Genomic DNA, 22527 nt, shown 5'->3' with positions numbered 1-22527 from the left:
TGCTTCCTACGGAAGCAGGGCGAGAGCAGGTGTCGCTGTCAAAAGACGAGTGGCAGAGCGTCCTGGGAGTGAAGGACGACTATTGGTCTGCGACGCTCGCCTTCGAAGGTGAGCCTGCCCCAGGGGTCAGGTTTGAAGCCAAGGTATGGCTGCTTTTGCTCGACGTGGCATTACCCATGTTCGAGGAAGGCATGGCTTTCAGCATCTGGGAGGGGGAGATCCGGGCGCACGGAAGCGTCAAGCGAGTCACTAAAAGGGATGTCCCCGCAACGGCTCGGGCAAAGCCGAGAGTATTCCGGCCGCCGGACCGGAGTGCATCCTGTGGTTAGCCTGATGAGCCACTGAGGTCCGCTTTCGACCCGAAGCGGACACCCCTTTATCCCCATGATCGACCACGCAGCCGGCTCAACGGCCGCCCTGGAAATCCATCTGGCTGAGATCCTCGAGCAGTGCGGGGCCATGCGGATGCCAGTCGAGTGCCTTGCGTGTCCACGCACTCGATGCCGGAAGATCCAGGCCCGCGAAACCAGCCATCCATCCGAAATGATCGGCCGCCTGGTCCGCGGCAATGGACTTGACCGGAACGCCCAGGCCGGTGGCAATCACTTCGGCGATGTCGCGGACGCTGATGCCCTCTTCGGCGACGGCGTGGTAGCGCGTGCCCGGCTGGCACTGCTCGATGGCCAGGCGATAGAGCCGGGCCACATCGAGCACGTGCGCGGCCGGCCAGCGGTTTTCCCCTGCGCCCACATACGCCGATACGCCTTTGGCCCTTGCCACCTCGATCAGCGGGCTGATCAAGCCTTGTCGCCGGGTGTCGTGCACCTGCGGCAGGCGCACGACAGACACGGCGACGCCGGCCGCCAGCATCTCGGCGCCGGCCATCTCCGACGCCGAGCGCGGATTGGGATGCGCCGTATTGAACACATCTTCGGTGGCGGGCTGGCCTGGCACAGTGCTGCTTCCCATGCCTGTCCCCGACGTGATGAGCAGCGGACGATCCGAACCGGCCAGCACCGAGCCCATCGCGATGATGGCCTGGCGGTCCTTCTCGCAGTTGGCGGCAAAGCGGGAGAAGTCGTGGTCGAACGCCGTGTGGATCACCGCGTCTGCCCTGGCCGCGCCTTTGCGCAGGCTGTCCAGGTTCTCCAGCTGGCCCCGATGCACTTCAACACCGGCGGCGGCGAGTGCAAGCGCCCCCTCGTCCGAGCGGGTCATGCCGATCACGTGATGGCCGGCGGCGAGCAGCTCAGGGACGATGCGCGATCCGATGAAACCAGTGGCGCCGGTGAGGAATATGCGCACGGGGGAGACTCCGATGGTGAGGAAGTCAGTCACCCTATCGCCCTGGGTGCACGGGTAAAGCCGTGGCGTTATAGGGGTATATGGATTAACAGGATGGGCGAGCCTTGATTCCAGCCCTCGCGCCGGCCGGCGTACGATAAACCCCGTCAGCGCCATGGCCGAAAGGGGACACCCCGGTGGACATCAAAGCCTCCCGCGTCATCAAGGACTGGCTCTCGCGTGTTCCACCCAACGATCCCGTCGATGCACTGAACAGCCCCTTCGTGCAGGCCTTCCTGATCCTGTTCAGCCTGATGCTGTTCCCGAGCTGGCTGTATTCGGTGGTGGTGCAGTCGCCGGCAACCTTGCAGGAACGCGTGGCGCTGGGCCTGGACACCCTCATCCTGCTGAGTGCCTGGATGGCCGTCGTGGCGATCCGGCGAGGACGCTTCCGCGCCGGGGTCAAACTGTTCCTTGCCGTGATCGTGGTTTCGACGGTGGTTGCCTACGCGGTGACCGGCTACAAACATGGATCCCGCGATGCACTGCCGACCCTGCTGCTGGCGACGTCGGGCCTGGTCCTTGGCCGCAGGGCGCTGTGGATGGCCTACGCAGCCGTGGTTGTCGCACTGTGTGTTGGCCAGCTCGCCGACAGCTTCTGGCTGCCACCCTCAAAACCCGAGGAGCTGGCCGTGTTCCACGCCCTGCCGGTGCGCATCGGCGCCTACTTCGTCATCGCCATCATTTTCGACCGTTTCATCATTCGGTTCCGCGCCACCCTTGGCCAGGTGGCGCAAAGCGCGGCGGAGCTTGCTGCCGTGAACGAACGGTTGCAACAGCAGATTCGCGAGCGCGAGGAAATGCTGCGGCAACTGATCCATTCGCAACGCGTGGAGGCCGTCGGCCGCGTGACCACCGGGCTGGCGCACGACTTCGACAACATCCTCAATGTCGTGCTGGGCTACTCGTCCGAGCGCGAAATGCTGGCCGACCTTGGCACGCCTTCGCTGCTCAGTGCCCTGGAGGGCATCGAGCTGGCCGCACTGCGCGGGCTGGCCATCAACCGGAAACTGCTGAACTTCAGCCGCAAGGACACGGGCCCGGCACAGATCGTGGATGTCGTCACGGTGGTGCGCGAGCTGGAGCCGATGCTGCGACAGCTGCTCGGTCGGCACATAAGAGTGGACATCCACTGCTGCAATGAACGCCTGCCCGTGCTGTTCGACCGAAGCCAGCTGGAGCTGGTGGTGCTGAATATCGCCTCCAACGCACGCGATGCCATGCCCGATGGCGGCCAGTTCACGGTATCGGTTGAACCATGCATGGACGGCACGGCCCGGATCCTGCTGGCCGATACCGGCATCGGCATGGATGCCGATGTGCAGGCCAAGCTGTTCGAGCCCTTCTATACGACCAAGCCGCTCGGGGTCGGCACCGGCCTGGGTTTGTCCGTGGTCGCCAGTGTCATTGAAGCGGCGAAGGGAAAGATCAGCGTGGCCAGCACACCCCGGGTGGGCACGCGGTTTCGGATCGACCTGCCCTTGCATGAGACGAGCGGCGCCGGATCGGAAAACCAGGGGCCGCACGGGCAACCGGATCCTGCTGCCGGTGTTTCGCTGTAGACACCTCATCCCGACCCGGGGTACCACGGCCAGCATGCCGCCCGCCCCCGCACGGCGGACCCAACAGATTTTCAAACGATCGTCACACTGGCCGATTTACCCCCCTTAGCTGCACGTTCTCCCCTCCCTAGGGCGCCGCGGTTTCCGGGACAGTGGGCTATCACGCAGCCAGCCGCTCCTGGGGAGGAAAGCGACCATGCGCAAGACCCTATTGTTTCTCGCCCTGCCACTTGCCCTGGCGGCCTGCAGTCACGAAGAAGCACCAGCCCAGAGCAGCGGCGACGTCTCGTTCGAAGCCAAGCTGCAGCAGCAGTTGCTGGACGCCAAGCCGGGCAGCGTCATCGACATCCCGGCGGGCCACTACCACCTTCAGCGCGGCCTGAGCCTGCGCACCGACGGCGTGACCATCAAGGGCGCCGGCATGGACAAGACCGTGCTGTCGTTCAAGGGCCAGGTCGTGGGGCCGGAAGGCCTGCTGGTGAACGCCAACGACTTCACCATCGAGAACCTCGCCCTGGAAGACACCAAGGGCGACGCGCTCAAGATCAACCAGGGCAAGAACATCACCATCCGCGGCGTGCGCGTGGAATGGACCGGCGGCCCCAAGACCACCAACGGCGCTTACGGCCTGTATCCGGTGAAGACCCAGAACGTGCTGGTGGAAGACTCCGTGGTGATCGGCGCGTCCGATGCGGGCATCTACGTGGGCCAGTCCAACAACATCGTGGTGCGCCGCAATCGCGCCGAATACAACGTGGCCGGCATCGAGATCGAGAACTCGGTGAATGCCGACGTGTACGAAAACACCGCCACCAACAACACCGGTGGCATCCTGGTGTTCAACATGCCCAACCTCTCGCAGGCGGGCCACAGCACGCGCGTGTTCAAGAACAAGTCGTTTGGCAACAACACCGACAACTTCGCCGCCAAGGGTGCGGCCGTGGCCAGCGTGCCGCGCGGCGCGGGCGTGGTGGTGAACTCCAACGACAAGGTGGAGATCTTCGACAACGACATCGCCGACAACCAGACGGCCAACGTCATCATCTCCAGCTACTTCTCCACCAACTACTACAACACCAAGGGCGTTGCGGCCGATTACAACCCGTACCCCAAGGGCATCTTCATCTACGACAACCGCTTCAAGGGCGGCGGCGATTCGCCGGACGGCATGAAGCTGAAGACGCTGAAAACCGCGGTTTTCGGCCTGACTGGCAAGTTCCCGGACATCCTGTGGGACGGCTACGTGGATGAAAAGAAGCTGGTCGACGGACTACCGCCGGCGGAAGACCGCTTCTGCATCCAGAACGGCGACGTGGGCGTGCTCAACGCCGACGGTCCGCACGACTACAAGAACCCCAGCACCGACACCAAGGCGTACCAGTGCACGCTGCCCAAGCTGCCACCGGTGGTGCTGGATCCGGAGCCGAAGGCGTAACTGCCTTGGTTTTCCGTACGGCTGGTTCGCCCGCAGGCGCACACGACCACCTCACCGTCACCCCGCGAAAACGGGGATGACGGTGAGGGGATGTGCGCCATGGCCATCACGCGCCACCTCGTGAACACATAAGTTGGACTCGTTCCAGGATGTCATCGTCAATGAAGTTCCTCTCGCATTTTCTCCTGCTATCGATGCTGCTTCTCCTGTGCGCCTGCCAGCGCGGAATGGATCCGGTAGCGTTCCAGGCGGACGGCCGTCCGCCCAAGCTCAGCGACTGGCACGTGGTGGAAGTGCGTAGCGGCAAGCTCGTGCTCAATGAAGGCGTGGTGCCGTACGACCTCAATACGCCGCTGTTCACCGACTACGCGCACAAGCTGCGCACGGTGTGGATGCCCAAGGGCACGGCGGCCAAGTACGACCCCACCGACACCTTCGACTTCCCGGTCGGCACCGTCATCAGCAAGACCTTCTATTACCCGCGCACCGCCGACGGCAAGTTCACCGACGTGGCGCGCACCTATGACTCATCCAAGGATTTCGCCGGCGAAGGGCTGGATCTCGCCCACGTGCACCTGATCGAAACGCGCATCCTGGTGCATCGCGAATCAGGTTGGGCGGCCATTCCGTATGTGTGGAAGGACGACCAGAGCGACGCCATGCTGGCGCGCACCGGCGCCGTGATCCCGCTGACGCTGGTGGACGACAAGAGCGAGCGCGAGGACTTCAATTACGTGGTGCCTGACGAAAGCCAGTGCGCCAGCTGTCACGCGCAGGACTGGGTGAGCCGCAAGATCCACCCGATCGGGCCGAAGGCACGCCATCTGAACCGCGATTACCACTACGCGACGGGCGACGAGAACGAACTGGCCCATCTGATGAAGGTGGGCTACCTCACCGGTGCTCCCGCGCCGGCCGAAGCACCGCGAAACGCGAACTGGGCGGACGAGCATGCCCCGCTCGACGCCCGCGTGCGCGCTTATCTCGATATCAACTGCGGGCATTGCCACAACCCGAAGGGCGCGGCCAACACCACCGGCCTGACCCTGGACGTGAGCGTGCCCGAAGACCGCCATCTCGGCATCTGCAAGCCGCCGGTCGCCGCAGGTCGCGGCACGGGCGATCACTTGTTCGACATCGTGCCCGGCCAGCCCGAGGATTCCATCCTGCCGTACCGGATGAACTCGACCGACCCGGGCACGATGATGCCGGAACTGGGCCGCAGCACAGTGCACCGCGAAGGCGTCGCACTGATCAAGGCATGGATTGCCGCGCAGTCGGGGGGCTGCGTGGCGATTCATTGAGGGGGTAGCGCCGGGGCCTTCGGGCCCCGGCCTTTTCATTTTGAGGGGAGTGCTTGCTGATGAATATCCGTCCGCGTCCGTTGTCCGTTTGCCTGCATCGCCTGCTGCTCGGCAGCACCCTGATGCTCGGCGCTTTGCCCGCCGAAAGCTGGGCAAGCGACGATGCCGCGCCCGCGCCGCAACAGGGCACCAGCAACGCGCAAGGCGGCGGCACCACCGCTGATCCCGAGAAAGCCAAGCTGCTTGGCAATATCACCGTGACGGCGCAGAGCCGTACGCAGGAAGTGCAGTCGGTGCCGATTCCGCTGCAGATCGTCACCGCCAAGCAGATCGACACGCTGGCCGCGACCGACCTGAGCAAGATGGACATCTTCGTGCCCGGCCTGGACATCGGCGCCAGCCAGCCGACCCAGCCCACGTATTCGCTTCGCGGCATCTCCACCAGCAACTTCGGCATCGGTACCGAGTCGGCGGTGGGCGTGTACGTCAACGGTGTCTATGCCGCACGTTCGGGCGGCTCGCTGCTCGCCTTCAACGACATCGCGCGCATCGAAGTACTGAAGGGCCCGCAGGGCACGCTGTTCGGCCGCAACGCGGCGGCGGGCGCCATTTCCATCGTCACCAACGAGCCTACCGACAAGTTCGAGGGGCATGCGCGCGTGCGCATCGGCAATGACGGTCTCAAGTACGCCGATGCACTGGTGAACATCCCGCTCAACAAGGATATGGCGCTGCGCCTGAGCGTGGTGGACAACCAGAGCGACGGCTGGATCAAGGACGCGGCCACCGGCAAGAAGTATGGCGGTGACAACGACTGGGGTACGCGCGCCGTGTTCCGCTGGAATGTCGGCGACAACACCCGCGTGCTGTTGTCGTGGGATCACGAAAAGCTCAACCAGGCGCCCGAACCGGCCATCGGCCTGATTCCGCTGTCCAACGACACCAATGAGCGCGCGCCCTTCCCGGCTGATCCCGCCAACTACCTCAACCCACTGCATGCACCGCTCTACAACGATGCCATCGGTGCACGCGAATCGCGTCGCTTTGACGGCGTGACCTTGCAGGTCGACCACTCGTTCGGCTGGGCCGACTTTGTTTCCACCACGGCGTGGCGCGGCTTCGACACGTTCAACCTGGGCGATTACGACGGCACCAATCATGTCGTCACCTACCTCGACACCGCCAACATCGAGCACAACAACAGCTGGTATCAGGAGTTCAAGCTGTCGGGCAACAACGACCTGATGGACTGGGTGGCGGGCGTCAGCTACTACCAGGAGCAGGCGCGCCAGACCAGCGAGACCGACACCAACACCAACACCGTCGACACGCTCGCCAACAATGCATTTGGGGTGGGCACACCGCTCACCGACATCACCAACATGCTCGCCGCGGCAGGGCTGCCCTTCACCTTGCTGGGCGACCCCTGGAAGGAAGCCATCAGCAACGACGGCAACTTCAAGGCCTACGCCGCGTTCGGCGACGTGATCTGGCACGTGAGCGACAAGTTCGACATCACCACCGGCCTGCGCTACACGCGCGACGAGAAGGAATTCAGCTGGTACAACATGCCGCGCAGCGCGCCGGCCTTCGATGCAGCCGTCGCTGGCCTGTATGGCCTGGGCATCCTGCCGCCCGGCACGCTGGATGCGTTCCAGCAGAACCTGATCTTCACCACCTCCGTGGGTACGCCGGTCTACGCCAGCAACACCTGGAACAACTGGAGCCCGCGCGTCGTCGCCAGCTACAAGTTCACGCCGGATGTGATGGGCTACGCCTCCGTCACCCGTGGCTACAAGGCCGGCGGCTACAACAGCGTGCAGGTGGGTTCCACCTTCCAGCCGGAAAAGGTCACCAACTACGAGGCAGGCATCAAGAGCCTGTTCCCGGAGCAGAACCTGCTGATCAACGGCTCGGTGTACTACTACCGCTACGACAACATGCAGTCGCTGGCGCTGGATCCGAACAGCCCGGCCACGGGCCTGCCCATCTACATCGTCAACAGCAGCGACCAGGAGGCCAAGGGCCTGGAGCTGGAAGCGCAGTGGCAGCCGATTGACAGCTTCCGTGTGAACTTCCTGAGTGCCTACATCGACGCGAAGTACCGCAAGGCCATCGCGCCCGACGGCGTGGACCTGACCGGCCAGCCGACCGGTGCACCCTACTTCTCCGGTGCGCTGTCGCTGTCCTACATGTGGCACGGCGTCGCCAACGGCGACCTGGAGTTCGACCTGTCGCAGGCCTATCGCGGTCCGTCGCGCTGCAATGACGACTCGAAGTACCAGGGTAGCTGCGACCTGACCCCGAACTTCAAGATCGGCACCAGCACGCAGCGCACCGACGCACGCATCGACTGGCATGCGCCCGGCGATCGCTGGGGTGTGGCGCTCTATGGCTCCAATATCCTCAACAAGCGTTACGTGACCGGTGTGAACAACATTTCCACCTCCGTGCTTGGCACGCCGTTCGCCTCCATTTCGCCGCCCCGCACGTGGGGCCTGGAATTGCGCGCGAAGTTCTGATCTGCCAACAAGGAAAGTCGAGGGTTGAGTCACACCTCGGATTCCCTCACCGTGATCCCTGCGAACGCAGGGATCCGGTGTCTTTGGGACGTCACGACAAGTTGAAAGTCACTGGATTCCTGCGGTTGCAGGAATGACGATTCGTTTCAAACGATTCTTGAGGCAAGCTTTACCAAGCCATGACGACTCAGCCCATGCCATCGCTTCATTCCATCCTGCTTCGCCTGCGCGAAGCCCAGGCCCGTGACCCGCTCCCCTCGTGGGATGTGCGCGCCACACGATTGCGTGCGCTGGAGCGGATGCTCAACGAGCAGCGGGATGCCTTCGCCGAGGCCATCGACGCCGATTTCGGCTGCCGGCCGAAGGAAGAGGTGGAACTGCTGGAGCTGTATCCCAGCCTTTCCAACCTGAGAAACTCGTTGAAGCGCGGACGTCGCTGGATGCGTCCTCGCAGCAAGCTGGCGAACCTGGTGTTCCTGCCGGCCCGCGCCAGGCTGATGCCGCAACCGCGTGGCGTGGTAGGCATCATCGTGCCGTGGAACTATCCGTTGTTCCTCGCCGTGGGTCCGCTGATCGACGCACTTACGGCCGGCAACCGCGTGATGCTGAAAATGAGCGAGTACACGCCGCGCTTCTCGGCTTTGTTCGCCCAGCAGGTGGCGCGTTACTTCCCCGGCGACGAAGTGGTGGTGGTCACGGGCGATGCTGACGTGGCGCAGGTTTTTTCCGCGTTGCCGTTCGACCACCTGCTGTTCACCGGCTCCACCGCCGTGGGACATCACGTGATGCGCGCAGCGGCGAGCAATCTCACGCCGGTCACGCTGGAACTGGGCGGCAAGTCGCCGGCCATCGTCGGCCCCGGCGCGCGTTTCGAGCATGCGGTGGAACGCATCGTATTCGGCAAACTGGTGAACGCGGGCCAGACCTGCATCGCACCCGACTACGTACTGGTTCCGCGTGAACGCCTGGCCGAGTTCGTGACGGCGACGCGCGCCATGGCGGGCAAGATGTACCCCGACCTGGCAACGCAGCGGCAGTATGCCTCCATCGTGTCTGACCGCCAGTACGACCGCCTCAGCAAGCTGCGCGACGATGCGGTGGCGGCCGGCGCACGCGTGGAGCCCATGAGCGATGCGCAGGATCTGCCCGCCAAGCGCCTGCTGGCGCCGCTGATGCTTACCCAGGTCAACGACACCATGCAGGTGATGCAGGACGAGATCTTCGGCCCCTTGCTGCCGGTAATGCCCTACGACTCGCTGGACGAGGCCATCCAATACATCGCCAGGCGCCCGCAACCGCTGGCGCTGTACCTGTTCGAAGAGAACCGCGCCACGATCGACCAGGTGCTTGCCCGCACGCACGCCGGCGGCGTCACCGTGAACGACACGCTGTATCACATCGCCCAGCACAACCTGCCATTTGGCGGCGTGGGACCCTCGGGCATCGGCGGCTATCACGGCGAGGCGGGCTTCCAGACGTTCTCGCACATGAAGCCGGTGTTCCACCAGGCGCGCTTCAATGGTGGCGGCCTGCTCAACCCACCTTATGGCGAGCGTTTCCGGAAGATGCTGAAGCTGTTGATGCGAGTGGGTTGAGCCGCACCCGGCCTCTCACTGTAGGAGCGCACTTGTGCGCGACCGCAACGCCGGGGCGATACAGCGTCCTGTGGCGGTCGCGCACAAGTGCGCTCCTACAGAAATCTTCGGCTACCGTCGCAGTGCCCTTGCACGACCGCCCATAAAAAAAACCTCCCCGCTTGCGCGGGGAGGTTTTTTGTTTCAGCTCGTTTCGCGATAAACCGCGAGTTAGAACTTGTACTGGGCCGACAGGCTCAGCAGGTTGCCGTAGTCGTCCGAGGTACCGGTGAGCACGTCGCCGGTGGAGCTGGTGGCACTCATGCGCGCCTTGTTCACGAAGATGTGCGCGTACGAAGCGTTGATCACGAACTTGTCGGTGACCTTGTAGCCAGCACCGAAGGAGACCAGCTGACGGGTTGCGTCAGGCACGCGCGGGTCGCGGGTTTCCGTCTGGGTCGGCGTGGTGTCCAGGGCGAGACCGGCACGCAGGGTCAGCTTGTCGTTGGCGTAGTACTCGCCACCGATGGAGATGTACCAGCTGTTCTTCCAGTTGAACGCTTCGGTGGTGGTGGGCTGCGCCGGGTTGGCGTAGTACACCGTGAGGTCCTTGAACGAATCCCACTTGGTCCAGGCCACGTCGGCGCCCAGGCCGAACTTCTCTTCCTGGTGCCAGTAGCTGGCAGTGGCCACGGCCGGGGTGGTGAACGGCGCGGTGCCTTCGGTGTGGGTGAACGGCACGCCACCCGCACCGGCCAGCAGCGCGGCGACGGTCGGGTTGGAGAGCACGGCCTGCACGTTGGACGGCACGGTGAAGTTGGCGGTGCCTTCCAGCGTGTGCGAGATCTTCGAGCGGTAGTTCAGCGCGAACTTGTCGTTCGCCGTGGCGCGCCACAGCATGCCGACCTGCCAGCCGTAGGCCCAGTCGTCACCCTTGATGCGGGCGATGCCGTCCGAACCCGGCGGAATCGCCAGACCCACCTGCTGCGCCAGCGCCTGGCCAACGGCCGGCGGGATCGCACCGCCCGCCACGGCCTGATTCACCAGGCCCAGGCCAACGGCGTTGTAGTTCACGGCCGAGGTCAGCTCGGCAGAGGTCTTCTGCGCGATGCCGCTCACGCCGATGGCGAAGTTGTCGGTCACGTCATAGGACACCGACAGCGTGCCGTCGAGCGATTCGAACTTGGACTTGATGGCGTTGTAGCGGCCGATCCAGTTGTTGTCGTACTCGGTCTGGAAGCCGAACGGCACGGTGAAGGCCGCACCGACGTGCCACTTCTCGCCCAGCTGGGTGGCGAAGAAGAAGGCCGGGACCGGCATGGTGGTGCCGGCGTCGCCGCCGCCGTTGCCATTGATCGGGCGACCCAAGGCGTCGTGAGCCGTGCCGCTGAAGGTGGTGCCGAAGTTGATGGCGGTGACGTCAGCCTGGAAGTAGGTGCCCTTCAGGTCGCTCATCGCGGCCGGGTTGTTCGCCACAACCGAAACGTCGCCACCGGCGGTGGTGGAACCGGCGTAGGCGCGGCCCATGGCGGCGGCGCTGTCTTCATGCAGCTGGAATGCGCTGGCGTGGGCGCGCTGCGGAGCAGCAAGCGACCCAATGATGGCCAGGCTCAGCGCAGCGAGCGTGAGCGGACGGCCCGCACGGGAAATTTCACGGAATGACATCTGCATCAGCAATGCTCCTGCTTATCGTTGGTCTGGCTTCGGGTAGTAGCGGGGGCTTGACGTCATCGCCCTTTTTTCATACGCGCGTTTGACACCCCTGCGCGGCACTGTGCCGGCTCACCGCAGGCCTTGCAAGTGCGGTTGCAGCAAAGTTCCCCGCGATTTGACGTCTCATGACCACTGTTCGGCGGCGATTAACGAAGATCGCGGGTTTCGCCATCTCGCAAACGCAAACGTATGGTGGTCCAGGCATGTAACAGCCGGAGGCGGGACGCAGGCGTCCGAGACTGCTAACCTTGCAGACCGCGCCCGCGGGTGCGCCCCTCCTCTTCACTGCCGACGGGTGCCGCCATGCACTGTTTTGTCTACGCCAGCCAGCGCAAGCCCGATACCTATCTGTGGCTGGGCCGTCGCGACGACTTCGAATGCATCCCCGAGTCGCTGGCCCTGATGCTGGGCGACCTGCGTTTCGTGCTCGAGGTCGAGCTGACCGGCCAGCGCAAGATGCCGCACGAGGACGCCGCGCAGGTGCTCAAGCACATCGAAGAGCAGGGCTGGCACCTGCAGCTGCCGCCCAATGATGCACTGGCCGTGGCCAACCATCCTGCCTACAAGAGCGCGCCGCGCGATCCGCACAGCGATCACTGATCGCTGCCGCCATCGACGCCGTTAACACGGGATTACCGTCTGGCGTTGTCACGATTCCTATACTCCGCGCCCATGGCCTATTCAAAAACGCGTCGCCCTCCTCCGTTTCTGCAAGCCCTCGCCTGGTTCATTCCCGGCCTGGCCGCCACCGCCATTGCGGCGTTCGGCGCCCATCCGCTGGCGCTGATCCCGCTGCTGGTCGCCAACGCGCTGACCATGGCGGCGGTGTGCCATGCGATCGGCTTCGATCCGGAACCACGCTTCGGCCGCACCGTACTGCGCCGGGGAGCTGCCTACCTGGTGATGTTCACGGCTTATGTGGTGCTGGTGTTCCTGCTGATCGCCTGGCCCATGCTCAAGCTCAACCAGTCGCCCAGCCTGGGCGAGGTGCTGATGCTGGCCGGCGCGCTGGTGGTTGCCCTGGGCGTGCTTTGGCGCGTGTGGCCCGCGTTTGGCCTGGTCTATGTATGGGATGACGCTTACCCCTCGCAGAGTGACGGCTCGTGGATCTTTACGGCCACGGCACGCAGCCTTGCGTTTGGCCGCCACCTGTCTCGCGAAGAGCGCTTCTTCACCCACTTCCTGCCCGCCGCCATCGCGCTGCTGGCGCTGGCCTTTATCGCCATCGCGCTGACCGGCCTGTACGGCGTGCTGCCTTCGGAGCTGCGCATTGCCGCGCTGGCGATCTACGGCGTGATGCTGATGCCGCTGGGCTGTCTGATCATTGCCAACCGCACGTTGCGCGCGCTGCTGTGCGAAGGCCGCCGGCCGCGCCAGCCGGCCACCGGCGTGGTGGATGCACCCGCGCCCGCACCGGCACCCCGCCCGGCGCCGCAGTTGAGCGAACAGGAACGCACCGCCGGCACGCCGGAGCAGGCCGAGGCCCTGCTGGCCGCCACGCGCGACAGCGACATCGAGCGCGCACTGGCGCTGGTGGAGGCCGGCGCCGATCCCAACACTGCGCCGAAGCAGGGTGATCGCGACCAGCGCCCGGTACTGATGCTTGCCGCCCTGCTGCCCGACACGCGCCTGCTGCGCGCACTGATCGCCAAGGGTGCCGACGTGAACCGCGCCAGTGGTGGCCTCACGCCCCTGCTGGCTGCCACGCGCGACAGCTGGCATGGCCGCGCCGAAGCGGTGATGACCCTGCTCGCCAACGGCGCCAGCGCGCTCGCCACCGATGCCGAGGGCAACACGCCATTGCACGGCGCGGTGCTCAGTGGCGAACCCATCGTGGCGGCGATGCTGCTCGACGCCGGTGCGTCCATCAATGCACTCAACAAGGGCGGCCTGAGCCCGCTGGCCGTGGCCTGCCGCGCCGCCAACTGGCCGGTGGCCAAGTTCCTGCTGGAACGGAGCGCCAAACCGACGCCCGCCGATGGCGAGCCCGCCCTGGTGGCCGCCGCCGGCGTGCCGGATGACGACGTGGAAGGCGTGAAGCTGCTGCTCAAGCACCGCGCCGGTGTGAACGCCGTGGACGCACGCCATCGCAGCGCGCTGATGGCTGCCTGCGCCGAAGGCCACGAACAGATCGCACGCGCCCTGCGCGCCGCCGGCGCCGACGTGAACCTGGTCGACCGCCACGGCAGCACCGCCCTGATGGAAGCCGCCCGCGCGGGCGCCGTGGGCATCGTCAAACTGCTGGCCGAAGCGCAACCGGATGCCCGCCTGCGCGACAGCCACGGCCGCGACGCGCTGACCCTGGCCTGCCAGTCGCCGCAGGCCCATGCCGAAGTGGTGCGTGCCCTGCTCGCCCTCGGCGCGGAACCCAAGACGCCGGGCAGCAATGGCCGCAGCGCACTGGACTACGCCGCCGCCGGCCGCTGGGATCTGGTCGCCCTGCTCGACCCGGAAACGCCGCTGCCCGCCAGCCTCAGCATGGATGCACTGCCCGAAGGCGCCGATACGCCCGCCCATCTGCTCGATGGCCTGCGCTTTGGTCACTGGGCCGTGGTGTCCACCTTTACCCAGCGCGTGCGCGAGTGGCCCCAGTCGCAGCTGGCCCAGCTCTATCTGGACCTGGCCGGTCCCGGCCACAGCGCCGCGCGCCGCTGGCTGCTCGACCATGCACTGGATCCGGAAGCCCGCCTGCAGCCGCAGCTGGTCGACGACGCGGAAACCGCGGAAGGCGTGGAGCCCTCGCTGTCGCCGCTGGGCCGCCGCCTGTTCGATGCCCTGCTACAGCAGCTGCCGGCCGCCACCGAAGCCATCGACGACCTGCTGCACGCCGGTGCCACGCCGGCTGGTGCAAGCCTGCTCGCCCAGGCACTGCAGCGACTGGAAGACTCGGCCCAAGGCGCGGCACTGCCGCTGACCATGCTGGAGCGCGGCGCCGACCCCTTCGGCGTCGATGCGCGCGAACGCACGCCGGTGCACCTGGCTGCCACCTATGGCCACCAGGTTCTGCTGCAGGCCTTGCTGGAACGCGGCTGCGACCCGAACACGCGCGACCTCAGCGGCCGCACGCCGCTGTTCGCCGCACTGGAACACGGTGAGCGCGCGCTGCCGCTGGTGCGTTCCCTGGTGGCGCACGGCGCCGATCCGGAAGCCATCGACGCGAATGGCGAGACGCCGCTGGGCCTGTCGCTCGAACACGAGGCGATCGAGCGCTGGCTGAACTGGGGCGACTGGGCACGGCCCGCGCGCCCGCTGCGCGCCGACGACCTGGCCTCCGCCGCCAAGGCCGGCGCACTCGCCGCGGTGGAGCGCATGCTGGAACTCGGTTTTGCCGTGGACACGCCCGATCGCCAGGGCGCCACCGCCCTGCTGCATGCCTGCGGTGCCGGCCATCGCGATGCGGCCGCACTGCTGCTGGACAAGGGCGCCGACGCCACGCTGGCCGCCACCAACGGCATGACGCCGCTGGCCGCCGCCGTCAGTGCGCGACGCGAAGCGCTCGTTGCCCTCCTGCTGCAGAACGGTGTGGCGGCTGACCAACGCCTGCCGGGCGATGCGACCGCGCTGATTATTGCCGCCGCCATGGGTTATCCCGAGATCGCCGAGCAGCTGCTCGACGGTGGCGCCGACGTGAATGCGGTGGATGCGCGTGGCCATGCCGCGCTGCATGCGGCTGCGCAATTCGGTTTCGCCCACAACGACAGCCTGCGTGCGCGCCGCCTGTTCGACACCTTGCTCAAGCGCGAAGCAGACGTCAGCCTGGCCGACAAGGAAGGCAAGACGCCCCTGCTGCTGTTGCTTGGCGCGCACCTGCGCCCGGGCAGCGAATGCGATCCCACGCATATCGGCGCACTGGTGCCCGTGCTGCTCGACGCCGGCGCCGTACTGGAACACGCCGACCAGCGTGGCGTCACTGCGCTGCATGCCTGCGCCATGCATGCCCTGCTGGCCCCGGCGCGCGTGCTGCTGGCACGCGGCGCGGATCGCCAGGCGGAAGACGCGTTCGGCCGCACGGCCGCCGACGTGGCACGTGCCATCGGCTACATCGACATCGCCCACGAACTGGCCGCGCGCAACACCGGCGGCATACCCAGCGTGCGGCAGATGCTGCGGCAACCGGCACAGCCTTCCGAGTAAACAAAAAGCCCGCGCAACGCGGGCTTTTCTTTCAGTGATGCAAGGCTTGCTGCGACCGGGCGATGCCCATGGAACGGCAGGTGTTGAGGCAGCCGTTCCACCCGGCGTTGTGCAGCGCCTCTTCCACCAGTCTGCGTACGACGTGTTCCGGACGGGGCGGCAACCGACGCCATGCCTGCACCACTTCATCCAGGCCAATGCGATCCACGCGCGGCACATCCGGCAAGCCGCCGATGGCATGCACCGGGCTTCCGCTGCCGCTGCGCGGCTTCCACATGGAGGGCAGGCGATTACCGAACAACACCACCAGCGGGCAGCCCACGGCCGCTGCCAGATGCGCCGGTCCGGTATCCACGGACACCATGCTGTGCGCGATATGCATCAGCGCACGCAGATGGCCCAGCGGCAAGCCATCGCGCGGAACGATGACACGCTCATCCGCTGCGGCCGCACCGATGGTGGCGAGGTAGCCCGCCTCAGCCGCCGAGCCGCACAGCAGCACCCGCGCCTCGGGCATGGCAGCGAGAATGGCCTTGCACAGCGCGGCCCAGCGTTCCACCGGCCATGACTTGTCGTCGTCATCGGCCTTGCGCACGCCGCTCCAGCGCATGGTGCGCTTGTTGGCCGGCTGCAGCAGCACCAGCGGATGGCCTTGCAGGTTGCGTCGCGCCAGCCACAGTTGTGCTTCCCCCAGTTCGACGGCCGTGGGCTCCAGTCGCGGTGCACTGGGCAAGTCGTGATCCGGGGAAGGCGCGTCAGGAAAGGCGGCCGGCGTTTCGTCGGCGAAGCGCATCAGCCAGTCCACCCAATGCTCGCCATGGTTCAGTGGCGTGTCTTCGATGAACACGCAATGCTGCGCGGGAATGCCGGCCAGGGCCAACATGGGACGCACCTTGGTGCGCGTACGCACGTCGGGTTCGCAGATGTAGAACGGCGCGTGCCGCAGTTCGCGCAATGACAACGCCGTGCGCAGCCGCTGTGGATTGAGCCAGAGCGAGCCGTACTGGCTGTCGAAGTGGCGCACGTCTGCCACGTCTTCGTGACCTTCGTACAGCACGCGCGAACAATCACCGAGCGACACCAGCCGGCAGGCACCGCCATAGCGATGCCGCAGCTTGTGCAACAACGGTTGCAGCAGGATGGTGTCTCCCAATCGCCCGAAACGGATGACGACGGGTTGGAGCGGCGCGCACTGGCTCATGCAAAACCGGATAGATATCGGGACTGGCCCAATCCATCAGGCGGCCCGCCCCCCGGCGGCACGACCCTCAGGTGGCGCCATCTTTCCCGATTCGCGGCGAAATGAGTTGCGGAATCGACGTAAGTTGCAGCGCACACGGAGTGCGCCGGCAACGCATGAAATCACGATGCCTGTTATTCGTGCGGAGTCAGCGCGTGACGTCTTCGTCGTTGGGTTTGGCGTCCGTTGGCGTCTCGCGCTCGCGCTTGGCCTCGGGCGAGGCATCGGCCTGGTACAGCTGCTCAAGATCCTTCAGCGCTTCGCGCGTGGTCTGCACGATGCGCGCGTCGTCGTCGTACACGAGATACTGCCGCTTGAGCAGCTCGGCATCCGTGCGACGGAAACGTTCGACCTGATCGGCGGCCGTTTCTGGCGAAGTGCCGAGGGCTTCCAGCGTCTGTCGCGTCATCTTCAGGCTGGAATACAGCGTCTCGCGCACCGGCAGTTCCACGCCCAGATCCATCAGGCGCCACACGTGCTGGCGATTGCGTGCACGGGCGATGATGCGCAGGTCGGGGTACATGCGACGCACCACGCGCGCCGTGCGCAGGCTGGCTTCCGGATCATCCACCGCCAGCACGAATACTTCGGCGCTCTCGGCCTGGGCAGCGCGCAGCAGTTCCGGACGCGCCGGATCGCCGTAGAACACCTCGCTGGAATTGCCGAAGCGCTGCACCAGGTCGATCTGTTCCACCGAGTGATCCAGCGCCACGAACGGTATGCCCTGCGCGCGCAGCATGCGCGCGACGATCTGGCCCATGCGGCCGTAGCCGGCAATGATCACGCGCGGCGAGTCGGTCACGATGGTGTCGAACTCGCGCTTTCCCTTCCTGGTTTCCGACGTCTGCAGGAAGCGACCCAGCCCCGCCACCATCAGCGGCGTCAGCGCCATCGACAAGGTGATGGCGAGCACCTGCAGGCCATGCTGCCGGTCGGTGATCAGGTCCTGGTCACTGGCGAGCTTGAGCACCACGAAGGCGAATTCGCCGCCGCAAGCCAGCAGCGCGACGAGGCGCAGCGAGTCCCTGCCGCTGAGCCCGCCCACGATGCGGCCCAGCGGCCACAGCAGCAGGCCTTTCACCAGCAGCAGGCCCAGCACCAGCAACAGCACCAGGCCCGGCTCGTGCACCAGCAGCATGATGTCCATCGACATGCCGACGCTGATGAAGAACAAGCCCAGCAGCAGGCCCTTGAATGGCTCCAGATGGGATTCCAGCTCGTGGCGGTATTCCGAATCGGCGAGCAGTACACCCGCGAGGAACGCGCCCAGCGTGGACGACACGCCAACCATTTCCATCAGCCACGCCGTACCCATCACCACCAGCAGCGCGGTGGCGGTGGACACTTCCACGTTGTCCGTCTTCGCCACGAAACGGAACACCGGACGCAGCAGATAGCGGCCACCGACCATCACCGCCACGATGGCCGCGATGGTGCGCATGACCGCGTAAGGGTCGAAGCCATGCTTGGTCGAGGCGCTGGCCAGCAGCGGCACGGCAGCAATCAGCGGAATGGCGGCAAGATCCTGGAACAGCAGGATGGCGAAAGCCTGCCGGCCGTACGCCGTGCCGGGTTCCTTGCGCTCGGCCAGGATCTGCAGGCCGAACGCCGTGGACGACAGCGCCAGGCTGCCGCCGACGATGAACGCGGCATTCGCCGTGAAGCCGAACAGGAAGTACGCCGCCCCTCCGAGCACCAGGCTGGACGCCAGCACCTGCAGCAGGCCGGTGCCGAACACCTGCCGGCGCATCACCCACAGGCGCAGCGGCGAGAGTTCCAGCCCGATCACGAACAGCATCAGCACCACGCCAAATTCGGAGATGGTGGCCACGCCCGCGGTATCGGACACCAGGCCCAGCTCCTGCGGGCCGATCACGATGCCTGCCAGCAGATAGCCCAGCACGGAGCCCAGCCGGAAGCGCTTGGTCAGCGGTACCGCGATGACCGTCGCTACCAGGAAAACCAGCGCCGTCTCCAGAAAATGGTGGCTATCCACTCGCACGCTCCATTCGGGGGATCCGCATTATTCCACGCCACGGCGACGTAAGCCGCCCCCGATAAGGTGAGTGGGTGAGCGGCGTCGCGGTTTCAGGCAGCCAAGGGCAGGCCCTGCCATTGTTGCGTGAGGATGCCCGCCAGCCACTCCACGGCAGACGCCGGTTCGGCTTCTGCGCGATGCAGGGAGAGGCCCAGTTCACCCAAGGAGGGCAAGACGGTTTCATGCGGCAGCAGCGCACGCACGCTGGCCGGCAGCCCGTGCGGCGTGCGTAGCGACACGCCAAGGCCTGCCGCCACCGCCGCCCAGATTCCCGCCAGGCTGGCGCTGGTGAAGGCGATGCGCCAGGGGATGTTTGCCCGGTCCAGCGCCGTGGTGGCGGCGGTGCGCATGATGCATGGCGCATCGAGCATCACCAGAGGCAGGGGTTCGCCGTCATCGCGTGGCCACGCGGGCGCGGCATCCGCGCCCGCGATCCAGCGCAGCGGCGCGGTGCCCATGCGTTCGGTGTACGGCGTCACCGTACCGGCATCCCAGGCCAGGGCCAGATCGAGGCGGCCCGTGGCGATTCGCTCAAGCAGGTCGACGTTGCGCGCGATGCGCACTTCCACCTTCACGCGCGGATGCGCCCGGGCAAAACGGCCGAGTACCTCGGTGAGCATGCTCTCGCCGAAATCTTCCTGCAGGCCCAGGCGAACCCCGCCTGCCAGCTCCGCACCATGCAGGGCCACGGCAGCCTCGTCGTTCAGTTCGAGCAGGCGGCGTGCGTACGCCAGCATGGTTTCGCCGGCCTCGGTGAGCGACATACCGCGACCGGACTTGCGCAGCACCGGGGTGCCGGCCTGTTCTTCCAGTTTCTTCAGCTGCGCGCTGACCGCCGAGGTCGAGCGATTCAGGCGCTCCGCGGCCTTGGCGAAGCTGCCCAGCTCCACGCCGGCGACGAAGGTGCGCAACACATCCAGATCAAAGGTGATCCGCCGCATAGCCATCATCCCGTTTTAGTGGACTATCAGTTCACTATTTTCCGATTTTAGGGACAATACTTTCCGCTCTACGCTTTACCTCGTCAAGCAACGAGGAAGCCCGCATGATCGCCATGCAATACAGCTTCACCCTGCCCGCCGATTACGACATGGCCATCGTGCGCCAGCGCATCGCGGAGAAGGGCCACATGCTCGATCACTTCGACGGCCTGCGGTTCAAGACCTACCTGCACGCGGAACGCGGCGCGACCTCCACCGAGAACCTGTACGCGCCTTTCTACGTGTGGCATGACAGCGCGGCCATGCAGCGTTTTCTGGGCAGCGAAGGCTTCGTCCGCCTGACCCAGGCGTTCGGATGGCCCGTCATCCGCCTCTGGCCGGTGTGGGATATCCATGCCTCATCCGACACGCAGCAGGCGCGCTACGCCACGCGCGACGTCCAGCCCATCGCGCCGCATACCGCACTCGACACGCTGCGCGAAGAACAACGCGCTGCCTTGCAACACGATGTGGAACGCGGCGCACTGGCCGCCGTCAGCGCCTTCGAGCCCACGAGGTGGACACGCGTGAATTTCCGTTTGTGGTCCCGGACGCCACCCGCCGGACAACCCGGCCAGTGGTACCACGTGGGCCATGTCTCCCAACCCTGACGCCCCGCTGGAGATTCCCCCATGCCCCTCGTACGCATCTCGCTCCGCCGCGGCAAGAGCGCGCAGCACATCGCCGCCGTCCGCAACAGCATCTATCGCGCCATGATCGAGTCGTTCAACGTGCCGCAGAACGATCGCTTCATCCTCGTGCACCAGCATGACGCGGAGGAATTCGATGCCGACCCGGATTACCTCGATATCCGGCGCAGCGACGACCTGGTGATCATCCAGATCGCCTGCAACAACACGCGCACGGTCGAGCAGAAGCAGGCGTTCTACCGCCGGGCCGCTGAGTTGCTCAGCAAGGAACCCGGGCTGCGACCGCAGGATGTCTTCATCAACCTGCTGGAAACCGGGAAGGAGAACTGGTCGTTCGGCAACGGCATCGCGCAGTACGTGTAATGGCCGTCGCCCAACCCTGTAGGAGCGCACCCTGTGCGCGACTGCAGACTCACACGCCATTTCGGTGTGCGGTTTATGCCGCGCAGGACAGGGAAGCGTGCAGGCAGCAGACCGAGGTGACATGAGATGCCGCGGTCGCGCACAAGGTGCGCTCCTACAAAGGGCGCGGGCCGATGTCCTCAGCGCTTCTTCACCAGCAGGCGGCGAGGGCCGGCGCCTTCGTGAGCCAGCTTGTCGTGCGGATTGCGCAGGCGGCAACGGTCAATCGAAAGGCAGCCGCAACCGATGCAGTCGTCCAGCGTGTCGCGCAGTTTCTTCAGCTGTGCCATGCGCTCATCCAGCTCTTCCCGCCATGCTGCGGAAAGTCGCGCCCAGTCTTCCCGCCCCGGCGCTGCCGTTCCCGGCAGGGTGCCAAGCGCCGCGGCGATATCCGCCAGCGAAATGCCTACGCGCTGCGCCACACGGATAAACGACACACGCCGCAGCACTGCGCGCCCATAACGCCGCTGATTACCCACCGATCGCTCGCTGTGAATCAGCCCCTTCGCCTCGTAGAAATGCAGGGTGGACACCGCCACGCCACTGCGCCGCGCCACCTCGCCCACGCTCAGCGTGGTCGGCAAGCCATGCCCGGGAGCCTGGTTCATCCGATACCTCTTGACCTCAACTTAAGTTGAGGTCCTAGAGTGCCACGCACTTCCCCGCGAGTGCACGTCCATGAGCCAGCAGATCGCCTTCGACCGCCGCCCGGTCTACCGCATTGACCGCTTCAACGTACCCGCACCGGCGTGGCCGGCCTTCCTCGAACGCCTTCACCTCACCCAGCACGCCCTCGACAAGCTCCCGGGCTGCCGCCAGAACCTGGTCCTCACCCAACCCGACCTTGCCGGGGAATACAACGTGATGACCGTGGTCGAGTGGATGGACGAATCACATATGTCCGCCGCCAAGGCAGCGATGCAGGCACGCTATGCCGTAGAGCGCTTCGATCCGGCGGCCTTCATGCAGAAACTGGGCGTGAAGGCGGATCTGGGGGTTTACCGGCATGTGTGAGTGGTGCAGCTGGGTGACCCGCGGGCCGGTAGCGGATAAACGCAGCGCATCCTCTGCGCATGGACGGGATGCGGCGTACCGGCAACTCGCCGAGCTCGCACGATCGAAACGTCGTCGCGAGCACCCACCCCTCACCCCGACCCTCTCCCCGGCGGGGAGAGGGAGAAGTGGTGTGCATCGCGAAACAACCTGACTGCAAAGAAGGATGTGCCGCGTAGCGGCACGACGCTCCGCGTTAAGTCCTCAGCGCTTCGGCGCGTTGCGAAGCGCCTGGAAGTACCCGCTGTGTCCCACGGGACTAGCTTCGCGTCGTAGAGGCGAAGGTTGCCAAGCGACAATGTTCCTCAGCCGTTCGGGCTTATCCCTTCGGCATGCTGCCAGCTCTTCAGGCCATTTCTTTGGGTTACTTTTGACGCGAAGCTAATCCCCGTGGGACTTTTGGGCCAGCAAAGAAAAGTGACTCGGCCTTCGGCAGAAGGTCGAAACGCCTCCGCTGCGTAAGCGGCAAGCTGGCGGAATCACCGCATACCGAAGGCCAGAGCCAAGGCACCGGATGACCCGCCCTACGGCGGTTGAAAAGCGCCTCCAGCTTTCGCTGGGATGACGGGCAAAAGC

Annotated in this window: 16 protein-coding genes; 10 read left to right on the top strand and 6 right to left on the bottom strand. The window is 65.6% G+C overall.

What is annotated here, in order from left to right; genetic code table 11:
• Nucleotides 1-405: 405 nt before the first annotated feature.
• Nucleotides 406-1305, bottom strand: a complete 900-nt coding sequence (locus H8F01_RS11740) for an SDR family oxidoreductase (protein WP_187055310.1) — start codon at nucleotides 1303-1305, stop codon at nucleotides 406-408.
• Between the two features lie 176 nt (nucleotides 1306-1481).
• Between H8F01_RS11740 and H8F01_RS11735 the strand changes: the two genes are divergently transcribed.
• The 5 genes from H8F01_RS11735 (at nucleotide 1482) to H8F01_RS11715 (ending at nucleotide 9762) form a co-directional block, all read left to right on the top strand.
• Nucleotides 1482-2906 (top strand): sensor histidine kinase, encoded by a 1425-nt coding sequence (locus H8F01_RS11735; protein ID WP_187055309.1) that lies wholly within the window; start codon nucleotides 1482-1484, stop codon nucleotides 2904-2906.
• Nucleotides 2907-3102: 196 nt separating this feature from the next.
• Nucleotides 3103-4341, top strand: a complete 1239-nt coding sequence (locus H8F01_RS11730; RefSeq protein ID WP_187055308.1) for a parallel beta-helix domain-containing protein — start codon at nucleotides 3103-3105, stop codon at nucleotides 4339-4341.
• Between the two features lie 161 nt (nucleotides 4342-4502).
• A complete protein-coding gene (locus tag H8F01_RS11725; RefSeq protein ID WP_187055307.1) occupies nucleotides 4503-5645 on the top strand; it encodes an SO2930 family diheme c-type cytochrome in 1143 nt (380 codons plus the stop codon).
• Nucleotides 5646-5704: 59 nt separating this feature from the next.
• A complete protein-coding gene (locus tag H8F01_RS11720) occupies nucleotides 5705-8167 on the top strand; it encodes a TonB-dependent receptor (RefSeq protein ID WP_187055306.1) in 2463 nt (820 codons plus the stop codon).
• A gap of 194 nt (nucleotides 8168-8361) precedes the next feature.
• Nucleotides 8362-9762, top strand: coding sequence for a coniferyl aldehyde dehydrogenase (locus H8F01_RS11715; RefSeq protein WP_238480959.1), 1401 nt, complete (start codon nucleotides 8362-8364; stop codon nucleotides 9760-9762).
• Between the two features lie 210 nt (nucleotides 9763-9972).
• Here the strand turns inward: H8F01_RS11715 and H8F01_RS11710 are convergent, their stop codons facing one another.
• Nucleotides 9973-11412, bottom strand: coding sequence for an OmpP1/FadL family transporter (locus H8F01_RS11710; protein WP_187055304.1), 1440 nt, complete (start codon nucleotides 11410-11412; stop codon nucleotides 9973-9975).
• A gap of 345 nt (nucleotides 11413-11757) precedes the next feature.
• On the opposite strand from H8F01_RS11710, the gene H8F01_RS11705 reads away from it, so the two are divergent.
• A complete protein-coding gene (locus H8F01_RS11705; RefSeq protein ID WP_187055303.1) occupies nucleotides 11758-12054 on the top strand; it encodes a YcgL domain-containing protein in 297 nt (98 codons plus the stop codon).
• Between the two features lie 72 nt (nucleotides 12055-12126).
• Nucleotides 12127-15588 (top strand): ankyrin repeat domain-containing protein, encoded by a 3462-nt coding sequence (locus H8F01_RS11700; RefSeq protein WP_187055302.1) that lies wholly within the window; start codon nucleotides 12127-12129, stop codon nucleotides 15586-15588.
• A 31-nt stretch (nucleotides 15589-15619) separates the two neighbouring features.
• Here H8F01_RS11700 and H8F01_RS11695 read toward each other — a convergent pair whose 3' ends face one another.
• The 3 genes from H8F01_RS11695 to H8F01_RS11685 form a co-directional block, all read right to left on the bottom strand.
• The gene (locus tag H8F01_RS11695; RefSeq protein WP_187055301.1) at nucleotides 15620-16789 is read right to left on the bottom strand and encodes a glycosyltransferase family 9 protein; all 1170 of its coding nucleotides are present in this window, start codon (nucleotides 16787-16789) and stop codon (nucleotides 15620-15622) included.
• Nucleotides 16790-16976: 187 nt separating this feature from the next.
• Nucleotides 16977-18824 carry a monovalent cation:proton antiporter-2 (CPA2) family protein gene (locus tag H8F01_RS11690; protein ID WP_187055300.1) on the bottom strand — a complete coding sequence of 616 codons (1848 nt, stop codon included), beginning with the start codon at nucleotides 18822-18824 and terminating at the stop codon, nucleotides 16977-16979.
• 92 nt (nucleotides 18825-18916) lie between these two features.
• Nucleotides 18917-19807 carry a LysR substrate-binding domain-containing protein gene (locus tag H8F01_RS11685; protein WP_187055299.1) on the bottom strand — a complete coding sequence of 297 codons (891 nt, stop codon included), beginning with the start codon at nucleotides 19805-19807 and terminating at the stop codon, nucleotides 18917-18919.
• Nucleotides 19808-19911: 104 nt separating this feature from the next.
• Between H8F01_RS11685 and H8F01_RS11680 the strand changes: the two genes are divergently transcribed.
• Nucleotides 19912-20457 (top strand): DUF4865 family protein, encoded by a 546-nt coding sequence (locus H8F01_RS11680; RefSeq protein ID WP_187055298.1) that lies wholly within the window; start codon nucleotides 19912-19914, stop codon nucleotides 20455-20457.
• A 21-nt stretch (nucleotides 20458-20478) separates the two neighbouring features.
• Nucleotides 20479-20859 (top strand): tautomerase family protein, encoded by a 381-nt coding sequence (locus H8F01_RS11675; RefSeq protein ID WP_187055297.1) that lies wholly within the window; start codon nucleotides 20479-20481, stop codon nucleotides 20857-20859.
• Nucleotides 20860-21038: 179 nt separating this feature from the next.
• On the opposite strand, the gene soxR is transcribed toward H8F01_RS11675, so the two are convergent.
• Nucleotides 21039-21482 carry a redox-sensitive transcriptional activator SoxR gene (gene soxR, locus H8F01_RS11670; protein WP_274380597.1) on the bottom strand — a complete coding sequence of 148 codons (444 nt, stop codon included), beginning with the start codon at nucleotides 21480-21482 and terminating at the stop codon, nucleotides 21039-21041.
• Between the two features lie 94 nt (nucleotides 21483-21576).
• On the opposite strand from soxR, the gene H8F01_RS11665 reads away from it, so the two are divergent.
• Nucleotides 21577-21912 (top strand): antibiotic biosynthesis monooxygenase, encoded by a 336-nt coding sequence (locus H8F01_RS11665; protein ID WP_187055295.1) that lies wholly within the window; start codon nucleotides 21577-21579, stop codon nucleotides 21910-21912.
• The last annotated feature ends 615 nt before the right edge of the window (nucleotides 21913-22527 follow it).

This window comes from Dyella telluris, from assembly GCF_014297575.1.
GTDB lineage: Bacteria > Pseudomonadota > Gammaproteobacteria > Xanthomonadales > Rhodanobacteraceae > Dyella > Dyella telluris.
This window is presented reverse-complemented; position numbering and strand designations above follow the sequence as displayed.